16 protein-coding genes, 1 pseudogene and 2 riboswitches are annotated in these 17255 nt (G+C 71.5%); of the genes and pseudogenes, 8 read left to right on the top strand and 9 right to left on the bottom strand.

The features are described from left to right. Positions 1–6 precede the first annotated feature (6 nt). Complete coding sequence (locus QQS16_RS28320; protein ID WP_286066484.1) at positions 7–681, bottom strand: AAA family ATPase; 675 nt, start codon at positions 679–681, stop codon at positions 7–9. A gap of 173 nt (positions 682–854) precedes the next feature. Next, positions 855–964, top strand: a riboswitch (glycine riboswitch). Then, positions 965–1078: riboswitch (glycine riboswitch) on the top strand. It begins immediately after the preceding riboswitch. Positions 1079–1112: 34 nt separating this feature from the next. On the opposite strand from QQS16_RS28320, the gene gcvT reads away from it, so the two are divergent. The 6 genes from gcvT to QQS16_RS28290 all read left to right on the top strand — a co-directional run bounded on the left by gcvT (position 1113) and on the right by QQS16_RS28290 (position 6702). Then, a complete protein-coding gene (gene gcvT / locus QQS16_RS28315; protein ID WP_286064849.1) occupies positions 1113–2255 on the top strand; it encodes a glycine cleavage system aminomethyltransferase GcvT in 1143 nt (380 codons plus the stop codon). Between the two features lie 108 nt (positions 2256–2363). Then, a complete protein-coding gene (gene gcvH, locus QQS16_RS28310) occupies positions 2364–2741 on the top strand; it encodes a glycine cleavage system protein GcvH (RefSeq protein WP_286064848.1) in 378 nt (125 codons plus the stop codon). Positions 2742–2756: 15 nt separating this feature from the next. Then, positions 2757–4037: a serine hydroxymethyltransferase gene (gene glyA, locus QQS16_RS28305; RefSeq protein ID WP_286064846.1), complete on the top strand. Its 1281-nt coding sequence runs from the start codon at positions 2757–2759 to the stop codon at positions 4035–4037. Between the two features lie 56 nt (positions 4038–4093). Next, a complete protein-coding gene (locus QQS16_RS28300; protein ID WP_286064845.1) occupies positions 4094–5461 on the top strand; it encodes an L-serine ammonia-lyase in 1368 nt (455 codons plus the stop codon). Between the two features lie 117 nt (positions 5462–5578). Further along, entirely contained in the window at positions 5579–6136 is a 558-nt protein-coding gene (locus QQS16_RS28295) for a glycoside hydrolase family 25 protein (RefSeq protein WP_286064844.1), read from the top strand. 23 nt (positions 6137–6159) lie between these two features. Beyond that, complete coding sequence (locus QQS16_RS28290) at positions 6160–6702, top strand: MOSC domain-containing protein (RefSeq protein ID WP_286064843.1); 543 nt, start codon at positions 6160–6162, stop codon at positions 6700–6702. A 234-nt stretch (positions 6703–6936) separates the two neighbouring features. Here QQS16_RS28290 and QQS16_RS44025 read toward each other — a convergent pair. Next, positions 6937–7035 (bottom strand): annotated as a pseudogene (locus tag QQS16_RS44025) (NADP oxidoreductase); the annotation flags it as partial. 169 nt (positions 7036–7204) lie between these two features. Next, positions 7205–7417 (bottom strand): EF-hand domain-containing protein, encoded by a 213-nt coding sequence (locus tag QQS16_RS28285; protein WP_286064842.1) that lies wholly within the window; start codon positions 7415–7417, stop codon positions 7205–7207. Positions 7418–7703: 286 nt separating this feature from the next. Between QQS16_RS28285 and QQS16_RS28280 the strand changes: the two genes are divergently transcribed. Then, complete coding sequence (locus QQS16_RS28280; protein ID WP_286064841.1) at positions 7704–8384, top strand: GNAT family N-acetyltransferase; 681 nt, start codon at positions 7704–7706, stop codon at positions 8382–8384. Here the strand turns inward: QQS16_RS28280 and QQS16_RS28275 are convergent. The 6 genes from QQS16_RS28275 to QQS16_RS28250 form a co-directional block, all read right to left on the bottom strand. Beyond that, positions 8351–9529: a YncE family protein gene (locus QQS16_RS28275; protein WP_286064840.1), complete on the bottom strand. Its 1179-nt coding sequence runs from the start codon at positions 9527–9529 to the stop codon at positions 8351–8353. The genes QQS16_RS28280 and QQS16_RS28275 overlap by 34 nt on opposite strands. After that, the gene (locus tag QQS16_RS28270) at positions 9529–10305 is read right to left on the bottom strand and encodes a polysaccharide deacetylase family protein (RefSeq protein ID WP_286064839.1); all 777 of its coding nucleotides are present in this window, start codon (positions 10303–10305) and stop codon (positions 9529–9531) included. The genes QQS16_RS28275 and QQS16_RS28270 overlap by 1 nt, the downstream gene beginning before the upstream one ends. A 213-nt stretch (positions 10306–10518) precedes the next feature. Beyond that, a complete protein-coding gene (locus QQS16_RS28265; protein WP_286064838.1) occupies positions 10519–11022 on the bottom strand; it encodes an ATP-binding protein in 504 nt (167 codons plus the stop codon). Between the two features lie 273 nt (positions 11023–11295). Further along, on the bottom strand, positions 11296–12063 hold the full coding sequence (locus QQS16_RS28260; RefSeq protein ID WP_286064837.1) for an enoyl-CoA hydratase/isomerase family protein: 768 nt from the start codon (positions 12061–12063) through the stop codon (positions 11296–11298). Positions 12064–12172: 109 nt separating this feature from the next. Continuing rightward, positions 12173–13411, bottom strand: a complete 1239-nt coding sequence (locus QQS16_RS28255; protein ID WP_502963853.1) for a L,D-transpeptidase — start codon at positions 13409–13411, stop codon at positions 12173–12175. 162 nt (positions 13412–13573) lie between these two features. Further along, positions 13574–14818 carry a L,D-transpeptidase gene (locus tag QQS16_RS28250; RefSeq protein ID WP_286064836.1) on the bottom strand — a complete coding sequence of 415 codons (1245 nt, stop codon included), beginning with the start codon at positions 14816–14818 and terminating at the stop codon, positions 13574–13576. Between the two features lie 152 nt (positions 14819–14970). On the opposite strand from QQS16_RS28250, the gene glgX reads away from it, so the two are divergent. Beyond that, a complete protein-coding gene (gene glgX, locus QQS16_RS28245) occupies positions 14971–17223 on the top strand; it encodes a glycogen debranching protein GlgX (protein WP_286064835.1) in 2253 nt (750 codons plus the stop codon). Positions 17224–17255: the final 32 nt, after the last annotated feature.

Genomic DNA, 17255 nt, shown 5'->3' with positions numbered 1-17255 from the left:
GGGGTCTCAGCCCGTGAAGCCGATCCGGCGCAGCACGTTCGCCGCGTCGCGGTCGATCAGCACCGCCGAACCGCAGCCCGGGGGCAGGTCGCCCTGCTCCACGGCGCTGATCAGCCGGGAAGCCGCGCTCCGGTGGCGCAGGAACGCGTACCGCGACACGCCCCGGCCGCGCTCCCGCTGGCCCTCCAGGGCGAGCCCGGGTGTGACGTCGAGCAGCAGCAGGTGCAGGGTGCCGCCCCGGCGGCGGGCCTCGCGGGCCAGCCAGCCGCGCACCCAGGCCTGGGTGCCGCAGTCGTGCACCACGACGCCCTCGCCCGAGCGCAGGGCGCGGCGCAGACCGGCGTAGTGCGCGGCGCGGACGAGCGGCCGGTAGAGCGCGTACGGCAGGGAACGCGGCATCCGGGTGTCCCAGCGGTCGCGGGTGTCCTGGGAGTCGATGCGGATGCCCTTGACGGTGCGCCGCATCAGCGTGGACTTGCCGCTGCCGGGCAGGCCGGTGATCACGACGAGGTCCTTGGGGCCGAAGAGCAGCGCGTGCGGGCTGTGGCCGCCCCGCTCACGGAGGTCGCGGACGACGGGTGCGCCGACCGGTCGGCAGGCCTCCCTGGCCCCGGTCGTCGGCTGGCCGGGCAGCGCGAGGGCCGAGGTGGTCGCGTACGCCGTGGTCCTGTTCACCGTGATCGTCCTCCCCTGGGGTGGTCACGAGATCCCATCCCCGTCGAGTGTAAAGAGAAGGTAATGCGCGGTGTCTCGTGTTTTCGTGCACTTCCTGCCACAAGCCGGTCACAAGATGCGACCTGCCGCCTCCGGCCGATGCGTGCAATGATGTCGGCGCCAACTGCATACCGGCCGTTCGAATCCGCGCGGGAGAGTTCCGGGCCGTACCCCTGGGGTACGAGTGCCCGGGCGCCGAAGGAGCAAGTCCCTCCCTTGAATCTCTCAGGCCCCGTACCGCGCGGGCGAGGCAGATCTGAAAAGCGGGCCGCCGCGACGGCGGCTCCACCCAAGGTGCAAGTCACGACCACCGTTTCGCGGGGTCGCGACGAACCTCTCAGGTTCCGATGACAGATGGGGAGGAAAGACCTCTCTGTCATGCCTTGGGAGACCGACCGATGAGCAGTACCGCACCCTCCGACAAGCGCCGGACCGCACTCGATGCCCTGCATCGTGCGCTGGGCGCGACGATGACCGACTTCGCCGGCTGGGACATGCCGCTGCGCTACGGCTCCGAGCGCGACGAGCACCTCGCCGTGCGCACGAGGGCCGGGCTCTTCGACCTCTCGCACATGGGCGAGATCACGGTGACCGGCCCGCAGGCGGCCGCCCTCCTCGACCACGCGCTGGTCGGCGACATCGGGGGCGTCAAGGCCGGCCGCGCCCGCTACACCATGATCTGCCGCGAGGACGGCGGCATCCTGGACGACCTGATCGTCTACCGGCTCGCCGACACCGAGGCCGGGTCCGCCCACTTCATGGTCGTCGCCAACGCCTCCAACGCCCAGGTGGTGCTGGACGCGCTCGTGGAGCGTTCGTCCGGCTTCGACGCCGAGGTCCGCGACGACCGGGACGCCTACGCCCTGATCGCCGTGCAGGGCCCGGAGTCGCCGGGCGTGCTGAAGTCCCTCACCGACGCCGACCTCGACGGCCTGAAGTACTACGCCGGGCTTCCCGGCACCGTCGCCGGTGTGCCCGCCCTGATCGCCCGCACCGGCTACACCGGCGAGGACGGCTTCGAGCTGTTCGTGGCGCCGGAGCACGCCGTGGAGCTGTGGCAGGCGCTGACGAAGGCCGGCGAGGGCGTCGGCCTGGTCCCGTGCGGTCTGTCCTGCCGGGACACGCTGCGCCTGGAGGCGGGCATGCCGCTGTACGGGCACGAGCTGTCGACCTCCCTCACCCCCTTCGACGCCGGGCTCGGCCGGGTGGTGAAGTTCGAGAAGGACGGCGACTTCGTGGGGCGCGCGGCGCTCACCGAGGCCGCTGCCCGCGCCGGGAGCAACCCACCGCGCGTCCTCGTCGGCCTGGTCGCCGAGGGGCGTCGGGTCCCGCGCGCCGGGTACCCGGTCGTCGCCGGCGGCGAGGTGATCGGCGAGGTCACCTCCGGTGCCCCCTCCCCCACCCTGGGCAGGCCGATCGCGATGGCGTACGTCGACGCGGCACACGCGGCCCCCGGCACCCCCGGTGTCGGCGTGGACATCCGGGGCAGCCACGAGCCGTACGAGATCGTGGCACTGCCGTTCTACAGGCGCCAGAAGTAGACACTGGACCTGGTCCCCTGTGACCCCGCGCCCATACGCGCTGCTCACGCACGGTCTCAGCAGTCCCCCCTTCACCAGCACTCCCTCGCGTACAGGAGAATTCAGGCCATGAGCAACCCCCAGCAGCTGCGCTACAGCAAGGAGCACGAGTGGCTGTCCGGCGCCGAGGACGGCGTCGCGACGGTCGGCATCACGGAGCACGCGGCCAACGCGCTCGGTGACGTCGTCTTCGTGCAGCTCCCGGAGGTCGGGGCCACCGTGGCCGCGGGTGAGACCTGCGGCGAGCTGGAGTCGACCAAGTCGGTCAGCGACCTGTACTCCCCGGTGGCCGGTGAGGTCACCGAGGTCAACGAGGACGTGGTGAACGACCCGTCGCTGGTGAACTCCGCCCCCTTCGAGGGCGGCTGGCTGTTCAAGGTACGCGTCACGGAGGAGCCGGCCGACCTGCTCTCCGCCGACGAGTACACCGCCTTTTCCGCCGGCTGAGGAGTCGTACACCCGATGTCCGTACTGAACACGCCCCTGCACGAGCTCGACCCGGAGGTCGCCGCCGCCCTCGACGCCGAACTGGGCCGCCAGCAGTCCACCCTGGAGATGATCGCCTCCGAGAACTTCGCGCCGGTCGCGGTGCTGGAGGCACAGGGTTCGGTCCTCACCAACAAGTACGCCGAGGGCTACCCGGGCCGCCGCTACTACGGCGGCTGCGAGCACGTCGACGTCACCGAGCAGATCGCGATCGACCGGGTCAAGGAGCTGTTCGGCGCCGAGTACGCCAACGTGCAGCCGCACTCGGGCGCCTCCGCCAACCAGGCCGCCCTGTTCGCGCTGGCCCAGCCCGGCGACACCATCCTCGGGCTCGACCTCGCCCACGGCGGTCACCTGACCCACGGGATGCGGCTGAACTTCTCCGGCAAGCAGTTCGACGTGGTCGCCTACCACGTGGACACCGAGACCGGCCTGGTCGACATGGCGGAGCTGGAGCGGCTCGCCAAGGAGCACCGGCCGAAGGTGATCATCGCGGGCTGGTCGGCGTACCCGCGTCAGCTGGACTTCGCGGAGTTCCGCCGGATCGCCGACGAGGTCGGCGCGTACCTGTGGGTCGACATGGCGCACTTCGCGGGTCTGGTCGCGGCGGGCCTGCACCCGAACCCGGTCGAGTACGCCGACGTCGTCACCTCCACCACCCACAAGACGCTGGGCGGTCCTCGCGGCGGCATCATCCTCGCCCGGCAGGCCTTCGCGAAGAAGCTGAACTCGTCCGTCTTCCCGGGGTTCCAGGGCGGCCCGTTGGAGCACGTGATCGCGGCCAAGGCGGTCTCCTTCAAGGTCGCCGCCTCACAGGACTTCAAGGAGCGTCAGCGCCGTACGGTCGAGGGCGCGCGGATCCTCGCCGAGCGGCTCACCGCGCCGGACGCCCGCGAGGCCGGCGTGAACGTCCTCTCCGGCGGCACCGACGTGCACCTGATCCTGGTCGACCTGCGCGCGTCCGAGCTGGACGGGCGGGCGGCCGAGGACCGGCTGCACGAGGTCGGCATCACGGTCAACCGCAACGCCGTCCCGGACGACCCGCGTCCCCCGATGGTCACCTCGGGTCTGCGCGTCGGCACGCCCGCCCTGGCCACCCGTGGCTTCACCGCCGAGGACTTCGCCGAGGTCGCGGACGTCATCGCGGAGACGCTGAAGGCGCCCGCCCCGTTCGAGGGGGCCGCCGTGGAGGCGCTGAAGGCACGGGTCACGGCACTGGCGGACAAACACCCGCTCTATCCCGGCCTGAACAAGTAAGTCCCCGGTGGGGCACCCGCACCGGGTGCCCCACCACCCCGTTCTGAGGAGTCACCGTGGCCATCTCGGTCTTCGACCTGTTCTCGATCGGCATCGGCCCGTCCAGCTCCCACACGGTCGGCCCGATGCGCGCGGCCCGCATGTTCGCCCGCCGGCTGCGCAACGAGGGTCTGCTGGACTCGGTGGCGAGGGTGCGGACCGAGCTGTACGGCTCCCTGGGCGCGACCGGCCACGGGCACGGCACGCCCAAGGCGGTGCTGCTGGGCCTGGAGGGTGACTCGCCGCGCACGGTGGACGTCGAGGCAGCCGACGAACGGGTGGCGAGGATCCGGGAGGAGAAACGTTTGCTCCTCCTCGGCGGGCACGAGATCACGTTCGACTTCGACGCGGACCTGAAACTCCACCGCCGCAAGACACTCCCCTACCACGCGAACGGCATGACCCTGTGGGCGTACGACGCCTCGGGGGCGGAGCTGCTGTCCAAGACGTACTACTCGGTGGGCGGCGGTTTCGTCGTCGACGAGGAGGCGGTGGGCGCGGACCGCATCAAGCTGGACGACACGGTGCTCAAGTACCCGTTCCGCACGGGCGACGAGCTGCTGCGGCTGACGAAGGAGACCGGCCTGTCGATCTCCGCGCTGATGCTGGAGAACGAACGGGCGTGGCGCACCGAGGAGGAGATCCGCGCCGGGCTGCTGGAGATCTGGCGGGTGATGCGGGCGTGCGTGTCGCGCGGCATGTCCCGCGAGGGCATCCTGCCGGGCGGTCTGAAGGTCCGCCGCCGCGCCGCCGTCTCCGCGCGCCAACTGCGCGCGGAGGGCGACCCGCTGGCGCACGCGATGGAGTGGATCACGCTCTACGCGATGGCGGTGAACGAGGAGAACGCGGCGGGCGGGCGGGTGGTGACCGCCCCGACGAACGGCGCGGCCGGCATCATCCCGGCGGTCCTGCACTACTACCTCGACTTCGTGCCGGGCGCGGACGAGGACGGGGTGGTCCGCTTCCTGCTCGCCGCCGGCGCGATCGGCATGCTCTTCAAGGAGAACGCCTCGATCTCCGGCGCCGAGGTCGGCTGCCAGGGCGAGGTCGGCTCCGCCTGCTCCATGGCGGCCGGCGCGCTGGCCGAGGTACTGGGCGGTTCCCCGGAACAGGTGGAGAACGCCGCCGAGATCGGCATGGAGCACAATCTCGGCCTGACCTGCGACCCGGTCGGCGGCCTGGTCCAGATCCCGTGCATCGAACGCAACGGCATGGCCGCCGCGAAGGCGGTCACCGCGGCCCGCATGGCCATGCGCGGCGACGGCTCCCACATGGTGTCCCTGGACAAGGTCATCAAGACGATGAAGGACACCGGCGCGGACATGAGCGTCAAGTACAAGGAGACGGCCCGGGGCGGGCTGGCGGTCAACATCATCGAGTGCTGACGGTCCCTCCGGCGGGGGCGAGGCCGGCGTTCGCACCTCGCCCCAGGAGCACCCGTGCCATGGTGGGGAACCCGATGTGAACTCCTGTTCCCCCACGGACACTCCAGGGAGTCCCCCATGCTGCGTGGCATCGATGTCAGCTCGTACCAGTCGTCCTCCTACGCCACGGACGGCATCTCCTTCGTCTTCGTCAAGGCGACCGAGGGCCGGTCGTACGTCAACCCGAAGCTCGCCGCCCAGACGAAGCGGGCGCGTGACGCCGGGCTGGTCGTCGGCTACTACCACTTCCTGTGGCCGGGCAACCTCACGGCCCAGGCGGAGTACTTCGTCCGGCACGCCCCCGAGAGGGCGGGCGAGATCCTCGCCGTCGACTGGGAGACGACCGGCGACGGCACGCACGCGAGCAACGCGGAGAAGGACAGCTTCATCCGCAAGGTCAAGGCGCTGCGGCCGGACAATCGGGTGATCTTGTACTGTAATCGGGACTACTGGCTGAACGTCGACACCACCTCGTACGCCGGTGACGGCCTGTGGATCGCGGACTACGTCACGGCCGGCAAGCCCCGGATCAAGGCGAAGTGGCGCTTCCACCAGTACACGTCCGACCCACTGGACAAGAACATGGCGGACTTCGCCAGCAAGGCGGCGCTGCGGGAGTGGGCCGGGAGCGCCTGAGGCGGCCGGGAGAACTTGGAATCATGAGCGGGTCGGTCACGGCGGTCAGCAGCAACGGCACGTACTCCTTCACCAAGCCGAACCGGGAGAGCATCACGCTCGTCGCCGGCCTCGGGGTGGAGGGGGACGTGCATGCCGGGGCGACGGTGAAGCACCGGTTCCGGATGCGGAGGGATCCCACGCGGCCCAATCTCCGGCAGGTGCACCTCATGCACGAGGAGTTGTTCGAGGAGGTCGCGGCGGCCGGGTTCGAGGTCGCGGCCGGGCAGCTCGGGGAGAACGTCACCACCCGTGGGATCGACCTGCTGGGGTTGCCGGCCGGGACGCTGCTGCGGCTCGGGGACGAGGCGGTCGTCGAGGTGACCGGACTGCGGAACCCGTGTGCGCAGATCGACACGTTTCAAAAGGGCCTCTTGAAGGAGGTCGTGGGGCGGGACGCGGCGGGCCGGCCGCGGCTCCGGTCCGGGATCATGGGCGTGGTCGTGACCGGCGGGGTGGTGCGGCCCGGCGACCCGGTGCGGGCCGAACTGCCGGACGGGCCGCACCGGCCCCTCGATGTCGTCTGACCTGCCCGCACCCGCCCCCCGACCTCGGCGTGGCCTGCCCGCACCCGCCCCCCGACCTCGGCCTGACCTGCCCGCGCCCGCCCCAGACGTCGGCCTGACCTGCCCGCGCCCGCCCCAGACGTCGGCCTGCCCGCGCCCGCCCCGGTTATAGGCGCCGCCGGACGCGCCCGCGCCTACCCGCGGGCGTCGGAGCCGCGCTGCGGGCTCGCCTCGGCCAGCGCCTTGGTGACCTCCTCCACGCCGGCCCGCAGGCCGTACACCGGGGTGCCGGGCGGTGAGCCGCCGGGTGAGGTTGCCGCCGATGTTGCCCGCGCCGATGATGCCGATCTTCATGACAGGCCCTTCCAGGTCAGGTCGATGCACACACATACGTCTGTCTGTACATGAACCCCGGGTGCCCGCCGGCTGTTCCTCCGTAGGCCGGCAGCCGCCGGACGCGCGGGTCCGGCACCGGACATGAGGAAGGGGGGCGCCTTCGGGCGCCCCCCTCTTTCCGCTCACGTCACTTGTTCAGGTACGACCAGAACTCGTCGAAGGAGAGGACCTTGTCGCCGTTGAGGTCACGCGACTTGATGATCGCCTCGGCCACCGTCTCGGTGACGTTCCAGTCGCCCTGCTGCGCCAGGGCGGTCTTGAACTCGGCGGCGGTGATGAACCCGTCGCCGTCCGTGTCGATCCGCTCGAAGTGCTTGCGTGCCTCGTCGATGTCCGCCACCGATCCGCCCCTTTTCCCTCGTCCTGCTGATCACGTGCTGTCGTACTGACGCAGGTCAGACTAGCCGCCCGCCCGTGCCCGCAGTGCGGCGACCGCCCAGGGGAGATCCTCGGCCGCGGGACGGCCGGGGGCGAGGACCTGGACGACGGCCGCCGGCCCGCGGTACCGGGCCGGGCGGTGGAGGTGACCCGGGCCGGTTCGCCGATGGCGAGGAGTCCGGTGCCGTCCTCGACCACGTCTGGGAGTGTGGGGCCTTCCAGCGGGTGGAGACGCGAGGAGCGCGACAGTGGTGACCCTGCACGGCATTCTCGACGCGGCGGCCCGCGGCGTCTTCCCGCCGCCGGACGGCTCCACGACGGTCGTGCCCCAGCCCTCCCGCCGGGACGCCGGGGTCCTCGCCTTCACGGCGCACTCCGTGGTCTTCACCGACGAGGATCCGCAGTGGGTCCACGAGACACTCCGCACCGTCGCCTGCGACCCCCTCGCCGCGACCATGAACGCGCGGTTCCTCGCGGCTCTCATGGACCGTACGGGCCGCCGGAGCGACACGGTCGACGTGCTGACCGTGGGTTCGCCCCTGCCGGGCGCCCCGCCGCTCGCCCTCAGGCGGATCGACGACCCCGGTCACCCGCGGGTCGCCGGTTCCCGCGAGCGGCGCGACGAGGTGCGGGTGTGGAGCGCCGACGGCGGGCTGCTCGTCCTGGGGCGCGGGGTGGCCGGGCGGCTGGAGGTGGCGGTCGAGGTGGCCGAGGGCGTACGGCACCGGGGCCTGGGGCGGGCGCTGGTGCGCGCGGCGCGGCAGCTGAGCGGGGGCGAGCCGGTGTGGGCGCAGGTGTCGGCGGGGAACGCCCGCAGTCTGCGGGCGTTCCAGGCGGCCGGGTATCTGCCGGTGGGGTCGGAGGTGCTGCTCAGCGACCGTCGACTGCCGCCGCGTCAGCGGAAGACGCCGGTGTGGCCGAGGGAGTAGCGGCCCGGCTGCGGATACACGGCGAGGCCGTGCGGGCCATTGCCGACCTTGACGCGGGCGAGCTGCTTGCCGGTGCGGGTGTCGATGGCGTACACCTCGGCGTCGTACCGCCCCGACAGCCACAGCACCTTGCCGTCGGCCGAGACGCCGCCCATGTCGGGGCTGCCGCCGTCGGGCAGGTGCCACTTCTTGGTGAGCTTGTCGCGGGTGAAGTCGAAGACGGAGACGGAGCCCTCGCCGCGGTTGGACACGTACATCTCGCGCGAGTCGCGGCCGACGTAGAGACCGTGGGCGCCCTTGCCCGTGGGCAGGAGTTCAGGCTCGGTGAACCTGTCGCCGTCCAGGACCCACATGCCGTCGGCCATCATGTCGGCGATGTAGAACTTCTTGCCGTCGGGCGAGATCTTCACGTCCTGCGGCATGGCGCCGTCGAACGGCAGCTTCCGCTGTCCGACGACCTTCATCTTCTCGGTGTCGACCTTCAGCAGTTCGCCGCTGAACTCGCAGGAGACGATGAAGTACCGGCCGTCGAGCGAGAAGTCGGCGTGGTTGACGCCGTAGCAGGTGACCGGTTCGGTCTTGATCCGCTTCATGGTGTGCGGGTCGCGGAAGACGAGTTCGCGGTCGAGGGAGGCCATCACGACGGCGTACTTGCCGTGGGGCGTGAAGTAGAGGTTGTACGGGTCGTGGACCTCGACCTCCTTGCCCGCCTTGCCGGTCTTCGGGTCGATGGGGGTGAGGGTGTGTCCGCGGTTGTTGTTGACCCACAGGGTCTTCAGGTCCCAGGACGGCACGACGTGCTGGGGCTGGCGGCCGACGCGGATCGTCTCGACGATCTCGTACGTCGTCGGGTCGATGACCGAGACGGTGTCGGACTCGGTGTTGGGGACGTACACCCGGGACGGGAAGTCCTTGACGACCGGGGAGAGCTTGTTCGGGCGGTCGGCCGCGTAGACGTCCTCGGGGTCGAGGACGGGCGGCATGCCGGGCAGGCCCTCGACGGTCTTCTTCTTCGCCGGCGCGGGGACCGCGGCCTTCGTGCCGAGGGCCTCGGAGGCGCGGTCCTGGCTCCCGGTGCCGCAGGCGGCGAGCGCGGTGAGGGCGGCGCCGACGGCGAGGGCGCTTGTCATGAGGTGGCGAGGCATCAGCTGAGCAGCTCCGTGGTGGTGACGGCGCGCAGGCCGCGGCGGTCGAGTTCGTCCAGTACGGCGGGGAGCGCGGCGACCGTGTCGGCGTACCCGAAGTGCAGGCTCACCACGGACCCGTTGCGGATCGCGCCGCTGACCGAGCGGGTGACGGCGTCGGCGCCGGGCGAGGTGAAGTCGAGCGAGTCGACGTCGTAGGAGAGGACGTGCGGGTAGCCCGCGCGCTGGGCCAGGCGTTCCACGAGGGGGGAGGCGCGGGTGGCGCGGGAGGGGCGGAACCAGGTGCCGACGGAGCCGGTGAGGCGTTTCAGACGCCGGGCACAGCCGTCGATCTCCTCGCGGGCCTCGGCCTCGGACAGGGCGTTGATGTCGAGGTGCCGGACGGTGTGGTTGCCGAGGTCGTGACCGCCGTCGAGGATGCGGCGGGCGAGGTCCGGGTGGGCGTCGAGCCAGGTGCCGACGGCGAGGACGGTGACGCGGGCGTCGTGCCGTTCGGCCGTCGCGAGCAGGGCTCGGGCGGTGGCGGGATCACCCTGCCCGTGGAAGGTGAGGGCGACACGGGCGCGGCCGCGGGGGCCGTGGGTGAGCTGGGCGGGGTGGGCGGGGAAGCGGCGGGGGGCGGGAGCGGCGCTTCCGGCGGGGCTGGGCCGGGTGGCGGGGGCCGGGCCGGCGGCGGCTCCCTGAGGCGCGCAGCCGGCGGTGAGCGCGCCGGCGGCGAGGAGGGCGGCGCCGGTCCGGAGGGCCGCCCGGCGGTCGGTCGTGGTCACCCGCCCCATTTAAGAGGAGTTACGGAGGAAAGCGGGCGATTCGCCCGATTGGCGGCCGGTCCGGGTCGCCCCGGTCACCAGGGGCTCCACTCCCCCGCCGACCGCTGCCCGCGACCTGTTGGCCTGCCGGCCTGCACCCCGTGGCCACCACCACCGGCCATCCACCCCGGCCGGACAGGCAGCGCCCGCCCCGGGCCCGACCCGCCCCGGCGGGACAGGACCTCAGCGGTCCGCCACCCTCATCTCGAACCAGGTCGTCTTGCCCCGCGGCAGCAGGTCCACCCCCCAGCGGTCGGAGAGCTTGTCCACCAGGAACAGGCCCCGGCCGCTGATGTCCAGCTCCTGCACCGGCATCAGACAGGGCAGGCCGCGGGAGGGGTCGCGGACCTCGACGCGGATCCAGCCGCGGCGGCGGCGCATGCGGAGGCCGAAGACGCGGGCGCCGGTGTGCCGGACGGCGTTGCCGACCAGTTCGGAGACGAGTAAGACCGCGTCCTCGGTCATCTTGGGGGTCAGTCCCCACTCGCGCAGGACCACCACCTGGGCCAGCCGGCGCGCCGTGGCAGCCGACTCGGGGCGGGAGGGCAGCGGAACCTCCGCCTCCGTGGGATTACCGAACAGTTCGAGTGCCTTGAGGGCGTATTGGTCCTCGACCGTCGGAGACCAGCGCGCCGCGGTCGCACGGCTCTCTCCCCGCGGCTGTTCGATGCCCTCCAGCCCCGCCATGCCCCCATCATGGCCGCCCGGAACCCCCTCCGGGGCGGTTCCAGGGGAATACGCCCTGCGGAACCGCCCGTTCCGCGAGACCCGATCGGCATGCGCCAGTGGCGTTCCGGAGCCCTGCCCCGCCCCCACGACCTGCGGCGAAGACCGGACCGGGCTCGACCGGAGGCATCCGACCGGTTCCCCCGACACGGCGGACCCGAGGATCACGCGTGACGTCCCCGCACCGCCCCATCAAGGGACCCCGCAGCAGGCGTCATGTCAAGTGCGGACGCTTCAGAGGAACTTCGCCTTTCCGGGGCCCTCCTCGACGAAGCTGCGCATTCCCCGCTCCCGGTCCTCCGTGGCGAACAGGCCCGCGAACCAGTTCCGTTCCACGGCCAGGCCCGTCTCCAGGTCCGTCTCCAGGCCCGTGTCGATCGACTCCTTGGCCGCGCGCAGCGCGAGCGCCGGGCCCTGCGCCAGCTTCGCCGCCCAGGCGTGCGCCTCGGTGTACACGTCGGCGGCGGGGACGACCCGGTCCACCAGACCGAGCGTCAGCGCCTCGTCCGCCTTCACCATCCGCCCGGTGAAGATCAGGTCCTTCGCCTTGGACGGGCCGATCAGCCGGGAGAGCCGCTGGGTGCCGCCGGCTCCCGGGATCACCCCGAGCAGGATCTCCGGCTGGCCCAGCTTGGCGTTGTCCGCGGCGATCCGGAAGTCCGCGCAGAGGGCGAGTTCGCAGCCGCCGCCCAGCGCGTACCCCGTGACGGCCGCCACCACCGGCTTGGGGATGCGGGCCACCGCGGTGAACGCGTCCTGGAGGTCGCGGGCGCGCAGGACCATGGCGGCGTGGTCCATGGCCTGCATCTCCTTGATGTCCGCGCCGGCCGCGAACACCTTCTCCCCGCCGTACACCACCACGGCCCGTACGTCGTCGCGCCGGGTCGCCTCCTCGGCGAGTTCCTTCAGCCGGTCCTGGGTGGCCACGTCCAGCGCGTTCATGGGCGGGCGGTCGAGGCGGAGCGTGCCCACGCCCTCGGCGACTTCGAGATTCACGGTCATGCCAGCAGGTTAACGGCGACTAACGGCTACGGCCCCGGTGCGGTACCTCACACCGGGGCCGTCGCTCAGCTCACATCCGCGTCACGCTGTGCGCGTCACGTTGTCCGCGTCACGCCTTCCACTTCTCCCAGGACATGTTCCAGCCGTTGAGGCCGTTGTCGGGGGCGATCGTCGCGTCCTCGGAGTTCTTCACGACCACCACGTCGCCGATCATCGAGCGGTCGAAGAACCAGGCCGCCGGGACACCGCTGTCGTACCCGCCCTTGACGTCGCGCAGGCCGATGCAGCCATGGCTGGCGTTGCGGTTGCCGAAGGCGTCACCGCCCCAGTAGTTGCCGTGCAGGAAGGTGCCGGACGTGGACAGGCGCATGGCGTGCGGGACGTCCTTGATGTCGTACTCGCCGCCGTAGCCGACCGTGTCGCCGTTCATCCGGGTCACCGTGAGCTTCTCGCTGATGACCATCTGGCCGTTCCAGGTCTCGTAGCCGGGCGCGCCGGTGGTGACGGGGATGGTCTTGACGACCTTGCCGTCCTGCGTGACCTTCATGGTGTGCTTCTTGGCGTCCACGACCGAGACCTGGTTGCGCCCGATGGTGAAGGAGACGGTCTTGTCCTGCTTGCCGTAGACGCCGTCGCGTCCCTCGACGCCGTCGAGGTCGAGGTCGACGGTGACCTTGGTGCCTTCCTTCCAGTACTTCTCGGGACGGAAGTCGAGACGGTCGTTGCCGAACCAGTGGCCCGCGACCTCGACGGCCGGCTCGGTCCTGATCCTGATGGCCTTCTCGACGTCCTCGGGGTTCGTGATGCCCCGGGTGAAACGGATCGAGAACGGCATCCCGACACCGACCTTCGAACCGTCCTCGGGGGTGAAGTTGCCGAGGAAGGTGTTCTTCGGTGTGAGGGTGGTGAAGCTGGAGTCCTCGGCGGCCGTACGGCCCTCGGAGTCCTCGGCGACCGCGTGCACGGTGTACCTGGTGCCGGAGGCCAGGTGCGTGGACGGCGTCCAGGAGGCGCCGCCGTCGGTTATCTTCCCCGCTATCGCGGTGCCCTCGGCGTCCTTGACCCGGACCTCGGTCAGCTTGCCCTCGGTGGCGCTGACCTTGAGGGCGCCGCTGGTGTCGACGGACTTCGCGCCGTCCTTCGGGGCTATGGCGACGACGGCCCGCGACTGCTCGCTCTGAGCCTGGGAGGCGCCCTGGCCCTCCCCCTTCCCCTCGCCGGAGCCGGAACCTCCGCCCCCGCCGCACGCGGTGACGGCCAGCAGCAGGACGCCGAGTATCAGCGCCATCCCCTTGCCGCCGTGCCCCCGCGCGTCAACCGACGCCCCCGATATCGGTCGCACGTTCAAGTTCTCTCCCCTCGCCGGGCCTGGTCAGACCCGCTCCCCAGCGCGCGGCCCGCACGCATCGGCGCATATTAACCGCCAAGTTTTTGGCAACCTGTGAGCCGATGGTCACCATTGCGTACCAACCGACCGCGACGGGGAGGCGCCGGACCAGCCCCCTGTGGGTCACTTCACCGCACTGCCCGCCTTCCAGGCCTTCCAGCCCATGTTCCACCCGCCGAGGCCGTTGTCGGGAGCCACCTTCTTGTCATTGCTGTGCACGACCTCCACGACGTCCCCGACGAGACTGCGGTCGAAGAACCAGCCCGCGGGCGTGTCCGAGCCGCCGCCCTTCACGTCCCTCAGACCCACGCAGCCGTGGCTGACGTTGACCTTGCCGAAGGCGTGCGGCGCCCAGTAGTTGCCGTGCAGGAAGGTGCCGGAGTCGGTCAGCCGCATGGCGTGCGGGACATCAGGGATGTCGTACTCGCCCTTGCCGTCGGCCTTCTTGAAGCCGACCGTGGCGCCGTTCATCCGGGTCAGCTCGAACATCTCGGTGACGACCATCTTGCCGTTGTACGTGGTCGTCCTCGGGGCGCCCGCCGTGATCGGCACCGTGGCGAGCAGAACGCCGTCCCGCCGCACCTGCATGGTGTGCCTGGCGGCGTCCACCAGGGAGACCTGGCTGCGGCCGACGGTGAAGGAGAACGTCTTGTACTGGAGCCCGTAGACCCCCGGCGCCCCTTCGACGTCCCGCAGCCGCAGCGAGACCGTGACCTGGGTGCCGGGCTTCCAGTAGCGCTCGGGGCGGAAGTCGAGGCGGTCCCTGCCGAACCAGTGCGGACGGATGTCCACGTGCGGCCTCGCGGTGACGTGGACGGCCCGTTCGACGGCGGCGCGGTGCTCGATCTCCCGGTTGAACTCCAGGGAGACGATCATTCCGGTGCCGACGGTGGAGCGGTTCTCCGGGGAGACGTATCCGATGAAGCGTTCCCCGGGGACGTCCGTCGTGAAGGTGGTGTGCCGTGCGGAGCGGCGGCCGTGGGCGTCCAGGGCGACCGCGTGGACGGTGTACTTGGCGGCGAGCGCGAGCCGCGTCTCGGCGGGTTTCCAGCTCAGGGCGTCGTCGGAGAGGTGGCCGGGCACCGGGGACTCCCGCGCGTCCTGGGACTTGACCACCTTCACCGACTCCAGGCGCCCGCCGGACACCCGTACCCGCAGCCGCGCGTCGGGCCGCACGCCCGTGTCTCCGTCGTCCGGCCAGATCCGGATGACCTCCCGGGGTGCCAGGGGCTTGCCGAGCCCGTCGATGTCGATGCCGCCGGTGCCGTCCGCGGTACAGCCGGCGGCTCCGGCGAGCAGTCCTGCCCATGTCAGTACGGCGGTCAGTGCGACCCCCGCGCGCCGTGCGCGCCCAGTTACGTGCCTCACGACGACCCCAACGACCGGGCACGCTCCGGGGAAACGTGAGTGCGAGCCAAGCGCTGGGCAGAACAGTGGGGAGAACGACGCGAGAGGGCGGGCGAGCGGGTCGCCGTAAGCTTTCTTTCCCCGTCGTTCCACGAGCCGTGGGAGGCTGAACGGTGTCCAGCGCAGCCGAGCAGGAGACGGTGGCCGGGGAACGGGCCGCCGAGAACGGGCGCCGCGTCGCCATGAACGGCACGCAGCCGCGCAGGGCACCCGGCCCGCCCGTGTGGCCGGGGGCGCCGATGCCGCTGGGTGCCCGCTTCCGGGTCGGTCCGGACGGGGTGGCGGGGACCAACTTCGCGCTGTGGGCCGGCGGGGCCGAGGCGGTCGACCTGTGCCTGTTCGACGAGGCCGGCAAGGAGACCCGGGCGCGGCTGACCGAGCTGACCCATGAGATATGGCACGGCTTCGTGCCGGGTGTGATGCCGGGCCAGCGCTACGGCTACCGGGTGCACGGCCGCTGGGACCCGTGGACCGGCGGCCGGTGGAACCCGGCGAAGCTGCTGCTGGACCCGTACGCGCGCGCGGTGGACGGCGACTTCGGCCTGCCGCCGGAGGTGTACGGACACGTCCGGGACTGGCCGCAGCAGCAGGTCGCGGACACCGTGCGGGACGACCGGGACTCGGCGCCGTTCGTCCCGAAGGGTGTCGTGGTGCACGACGACGCCACCGACGACGAGTGGATGGACGACCGCCGGCCGAAGACGCCGTGGGCGGACTCGGTGATCTACGAGGTGCATGTGCGGGGGTTCACCCGGCTGCACCCGGGGATCCCCGAGGAGCTGCGGGGCACGTACGCCGGACTGGCGCACCCGGCGGCGATCGAGCACCTCGTCGGGCTGGGCGTGACGGCCGTCGAGCTGCTGCCCGTGCACCAGTTCGCGCACGAGGACCATCTGCTGCGCAAGGGCCTGAAGAACTACTGGGGCTACAACTCGATCGGCTACTTCGCGCCGCACGCGGCGTACGCCGCCTCCGGTACGACGGGGCAGCAGGTCGGCGAGTTCAAGCGGATGGTGCGGGCGCTGCACGCGGCCGGCATCGAGGTCATCCTCGACGTGGTCTACAACCACACGGCGGAGGCGGGCGAGCTGGGCCCCACCCTGTCCCTGAAGGGCATCGACAACCGCGGTTACTACCGCCTCCAGCCGGACGCCCGCCGGTACGCCGACTACACGGGCTGCGGCAACACCCTGCACGTGGTCCAGCCGCACGTGCTCCGGCTGATCACCGACTCCCTGCGCTACTGGGTGACGGAGATGGGCGTGGACGGCTTCCGCTTCGACCTGGCGGCGGCGCTGGCCCGCTCGATGCACGACGTCGACATGCTCTCCCCGTTCCTCGCGGTGATCGCGCAGGACCCGGTGCTGCGGCGGGTGAAGCTGATCGCCGAGCCGTGGGACGTGGGGTCCGGCGGCTACCAGGTGGGGGCCTTCCCGCCCCTGTGGACGGAGTGGAACGACCGCTACCGCAACGCTGTCCGGGACTTCTGGCGGGGCGCGCTGCCGGACGTGCGGGACCTGGGCTACCGGCTGTCGGGGTCCAGCGACCTGTACGCCTGGGGCGGCCGGCGCCCCTACGCCTCGGTCAACTTCATCACCGCCCACGACGGCTTCACCCTGCGCGACCTGGTGTCGTACGAACACAAGCACAACGAGGCGAACGGCGAGGGCAACCGGGACGGCACGGACGACAACCGCGCGTGGAACTGCGGCGCGGACGGCGAGACGGACGACGAGGGCGTACGGGCGCTGCGCCGTCGCCAGCTGCGGAACCTGCTGACGACGCTGCTGCTGTCGACGGGCGTGCCGATGCTGGTGGCGGGCGACGAACTCGGCCGCACCCAGCGGGGCAACAACAACGCCTACTGCCAGGACAACGAGATCAGCTGGGTCGACTGGACCCTGCTGGAGGACCCGGGCTGGAAGGCCCTGTTCGACCTGACCGCCCGCCTGATCGGCCTGCGCCACCGCCATCCGGTGCTGCGCCGCCGCGCGTTCTTCTCCGGCCGCGCGCACTCGGCGGACGGCCTGCGGGACCTGGCCTGGTTCACCGCCCGGGGCACGGAGATGACCGAACGGGACTGGTACGCCCCCGCCGCCTCCCTCGGCATGTACCTCTCCGGCCGGGACATCCCCGGCCGGGACGAGCGCGGCGCCCCGATCGTCGACGACAGCTTCCTCGCCGTGCTGCACTCCGGTGACCGCCCGGCCGACTTCGTCCTGCCGGGGCCGCCGTGGGCGGAGCGGTACGAGGTGGTCGTCGACACCTCACGGGAGGAGCAGGGGGAGCCGCCGGGGGTGGTGCACCCGGCGGGCACGGCGATCAGGGTGCCGGCGCGGGCCGTGCTGTTGCTGAAGGTGGGCTGAGGCGGCGTCGCGGGGGCCCATGGACGCGTACC

It is taken from the genome of Streptomyces sp. ALI-76-A (assembly GCF_030287445.1).
Lineage (GTDB): Bacteria > Actinomycetota > Actinomycetes > Streptomycetales > Streptomycetaceae > Streptomyces.
The sequence above is the reverse complement of the archived record's forward strand: the minus strand, read 5'-3'. Positions and strand labels throughout refer to the sequence as shown.

Bases quoted from the DNA above. Each gene is read 5' to 3' on its own strand.
- gcvT (WP_286064849.1), top strand. From the start codon at position 1,113: ATGAGCAGTACCGCACCCTCCGACAAGCGCCGGACCGCACTCGATGCC.
- gcvH (WP_286064848.1), top strand. From the start codon at position 2,364: ATGAGCAACCCCCAGCAGCTGCGCTACAGCAAGGAGCACGAGTGGCTG.
- glyA (WP_286064846.1), top strand. From the start codon at position 2,757: ATGTCCGTACTGAACACGCCCCTGCACGAGCTCGACCCGGAGGTCGCC.
- QQS16_RS28295 (WP_286064844.1), top strand. From the start codon at position 5,579: ATGCTGCGTGGCATCGATGTCAGCTCGTACCAGTCGTCCTCCTACGCC.
- QQS16_RS28290 (WP_286064843.1), top strand. From the start codon at position 6,160: ATGAGCGGGTCGGTCACGGCGGTCAGCAGCAACGGCACGTACTCCTTC.
- QQS16_RS28275 (WP_286064840.1), bottom strand. From the start codon at position 9,529: ATGCCTCGCCACCTCATGACAAGCGCCCTCGCCGTCGGCGCCGCCCTC.
- QQS16_RS28270 (WP_286064839.1), bottom strand. From the start codon at position 10,305: ATGGGGCGGGTGACCACGACCGACCGCCGGGCGGCCCTCCGGACCGGC.
- QQS16_RS28265 (WP_286064838.1), bottom strand. From the start codon at position 11,022: ATGGCGGGGCTGGAGGGCATCGAACAGCCGCGGGGAGAGAGCCGTGCG.
- QQS16_RS28260 (WP_286064837.1), bottom strand. From the start codon at position 12,063: ATGACCGTGAATCTCGAAGTCGCCGAGGGCGTGGGCACGCTCCGCCTC.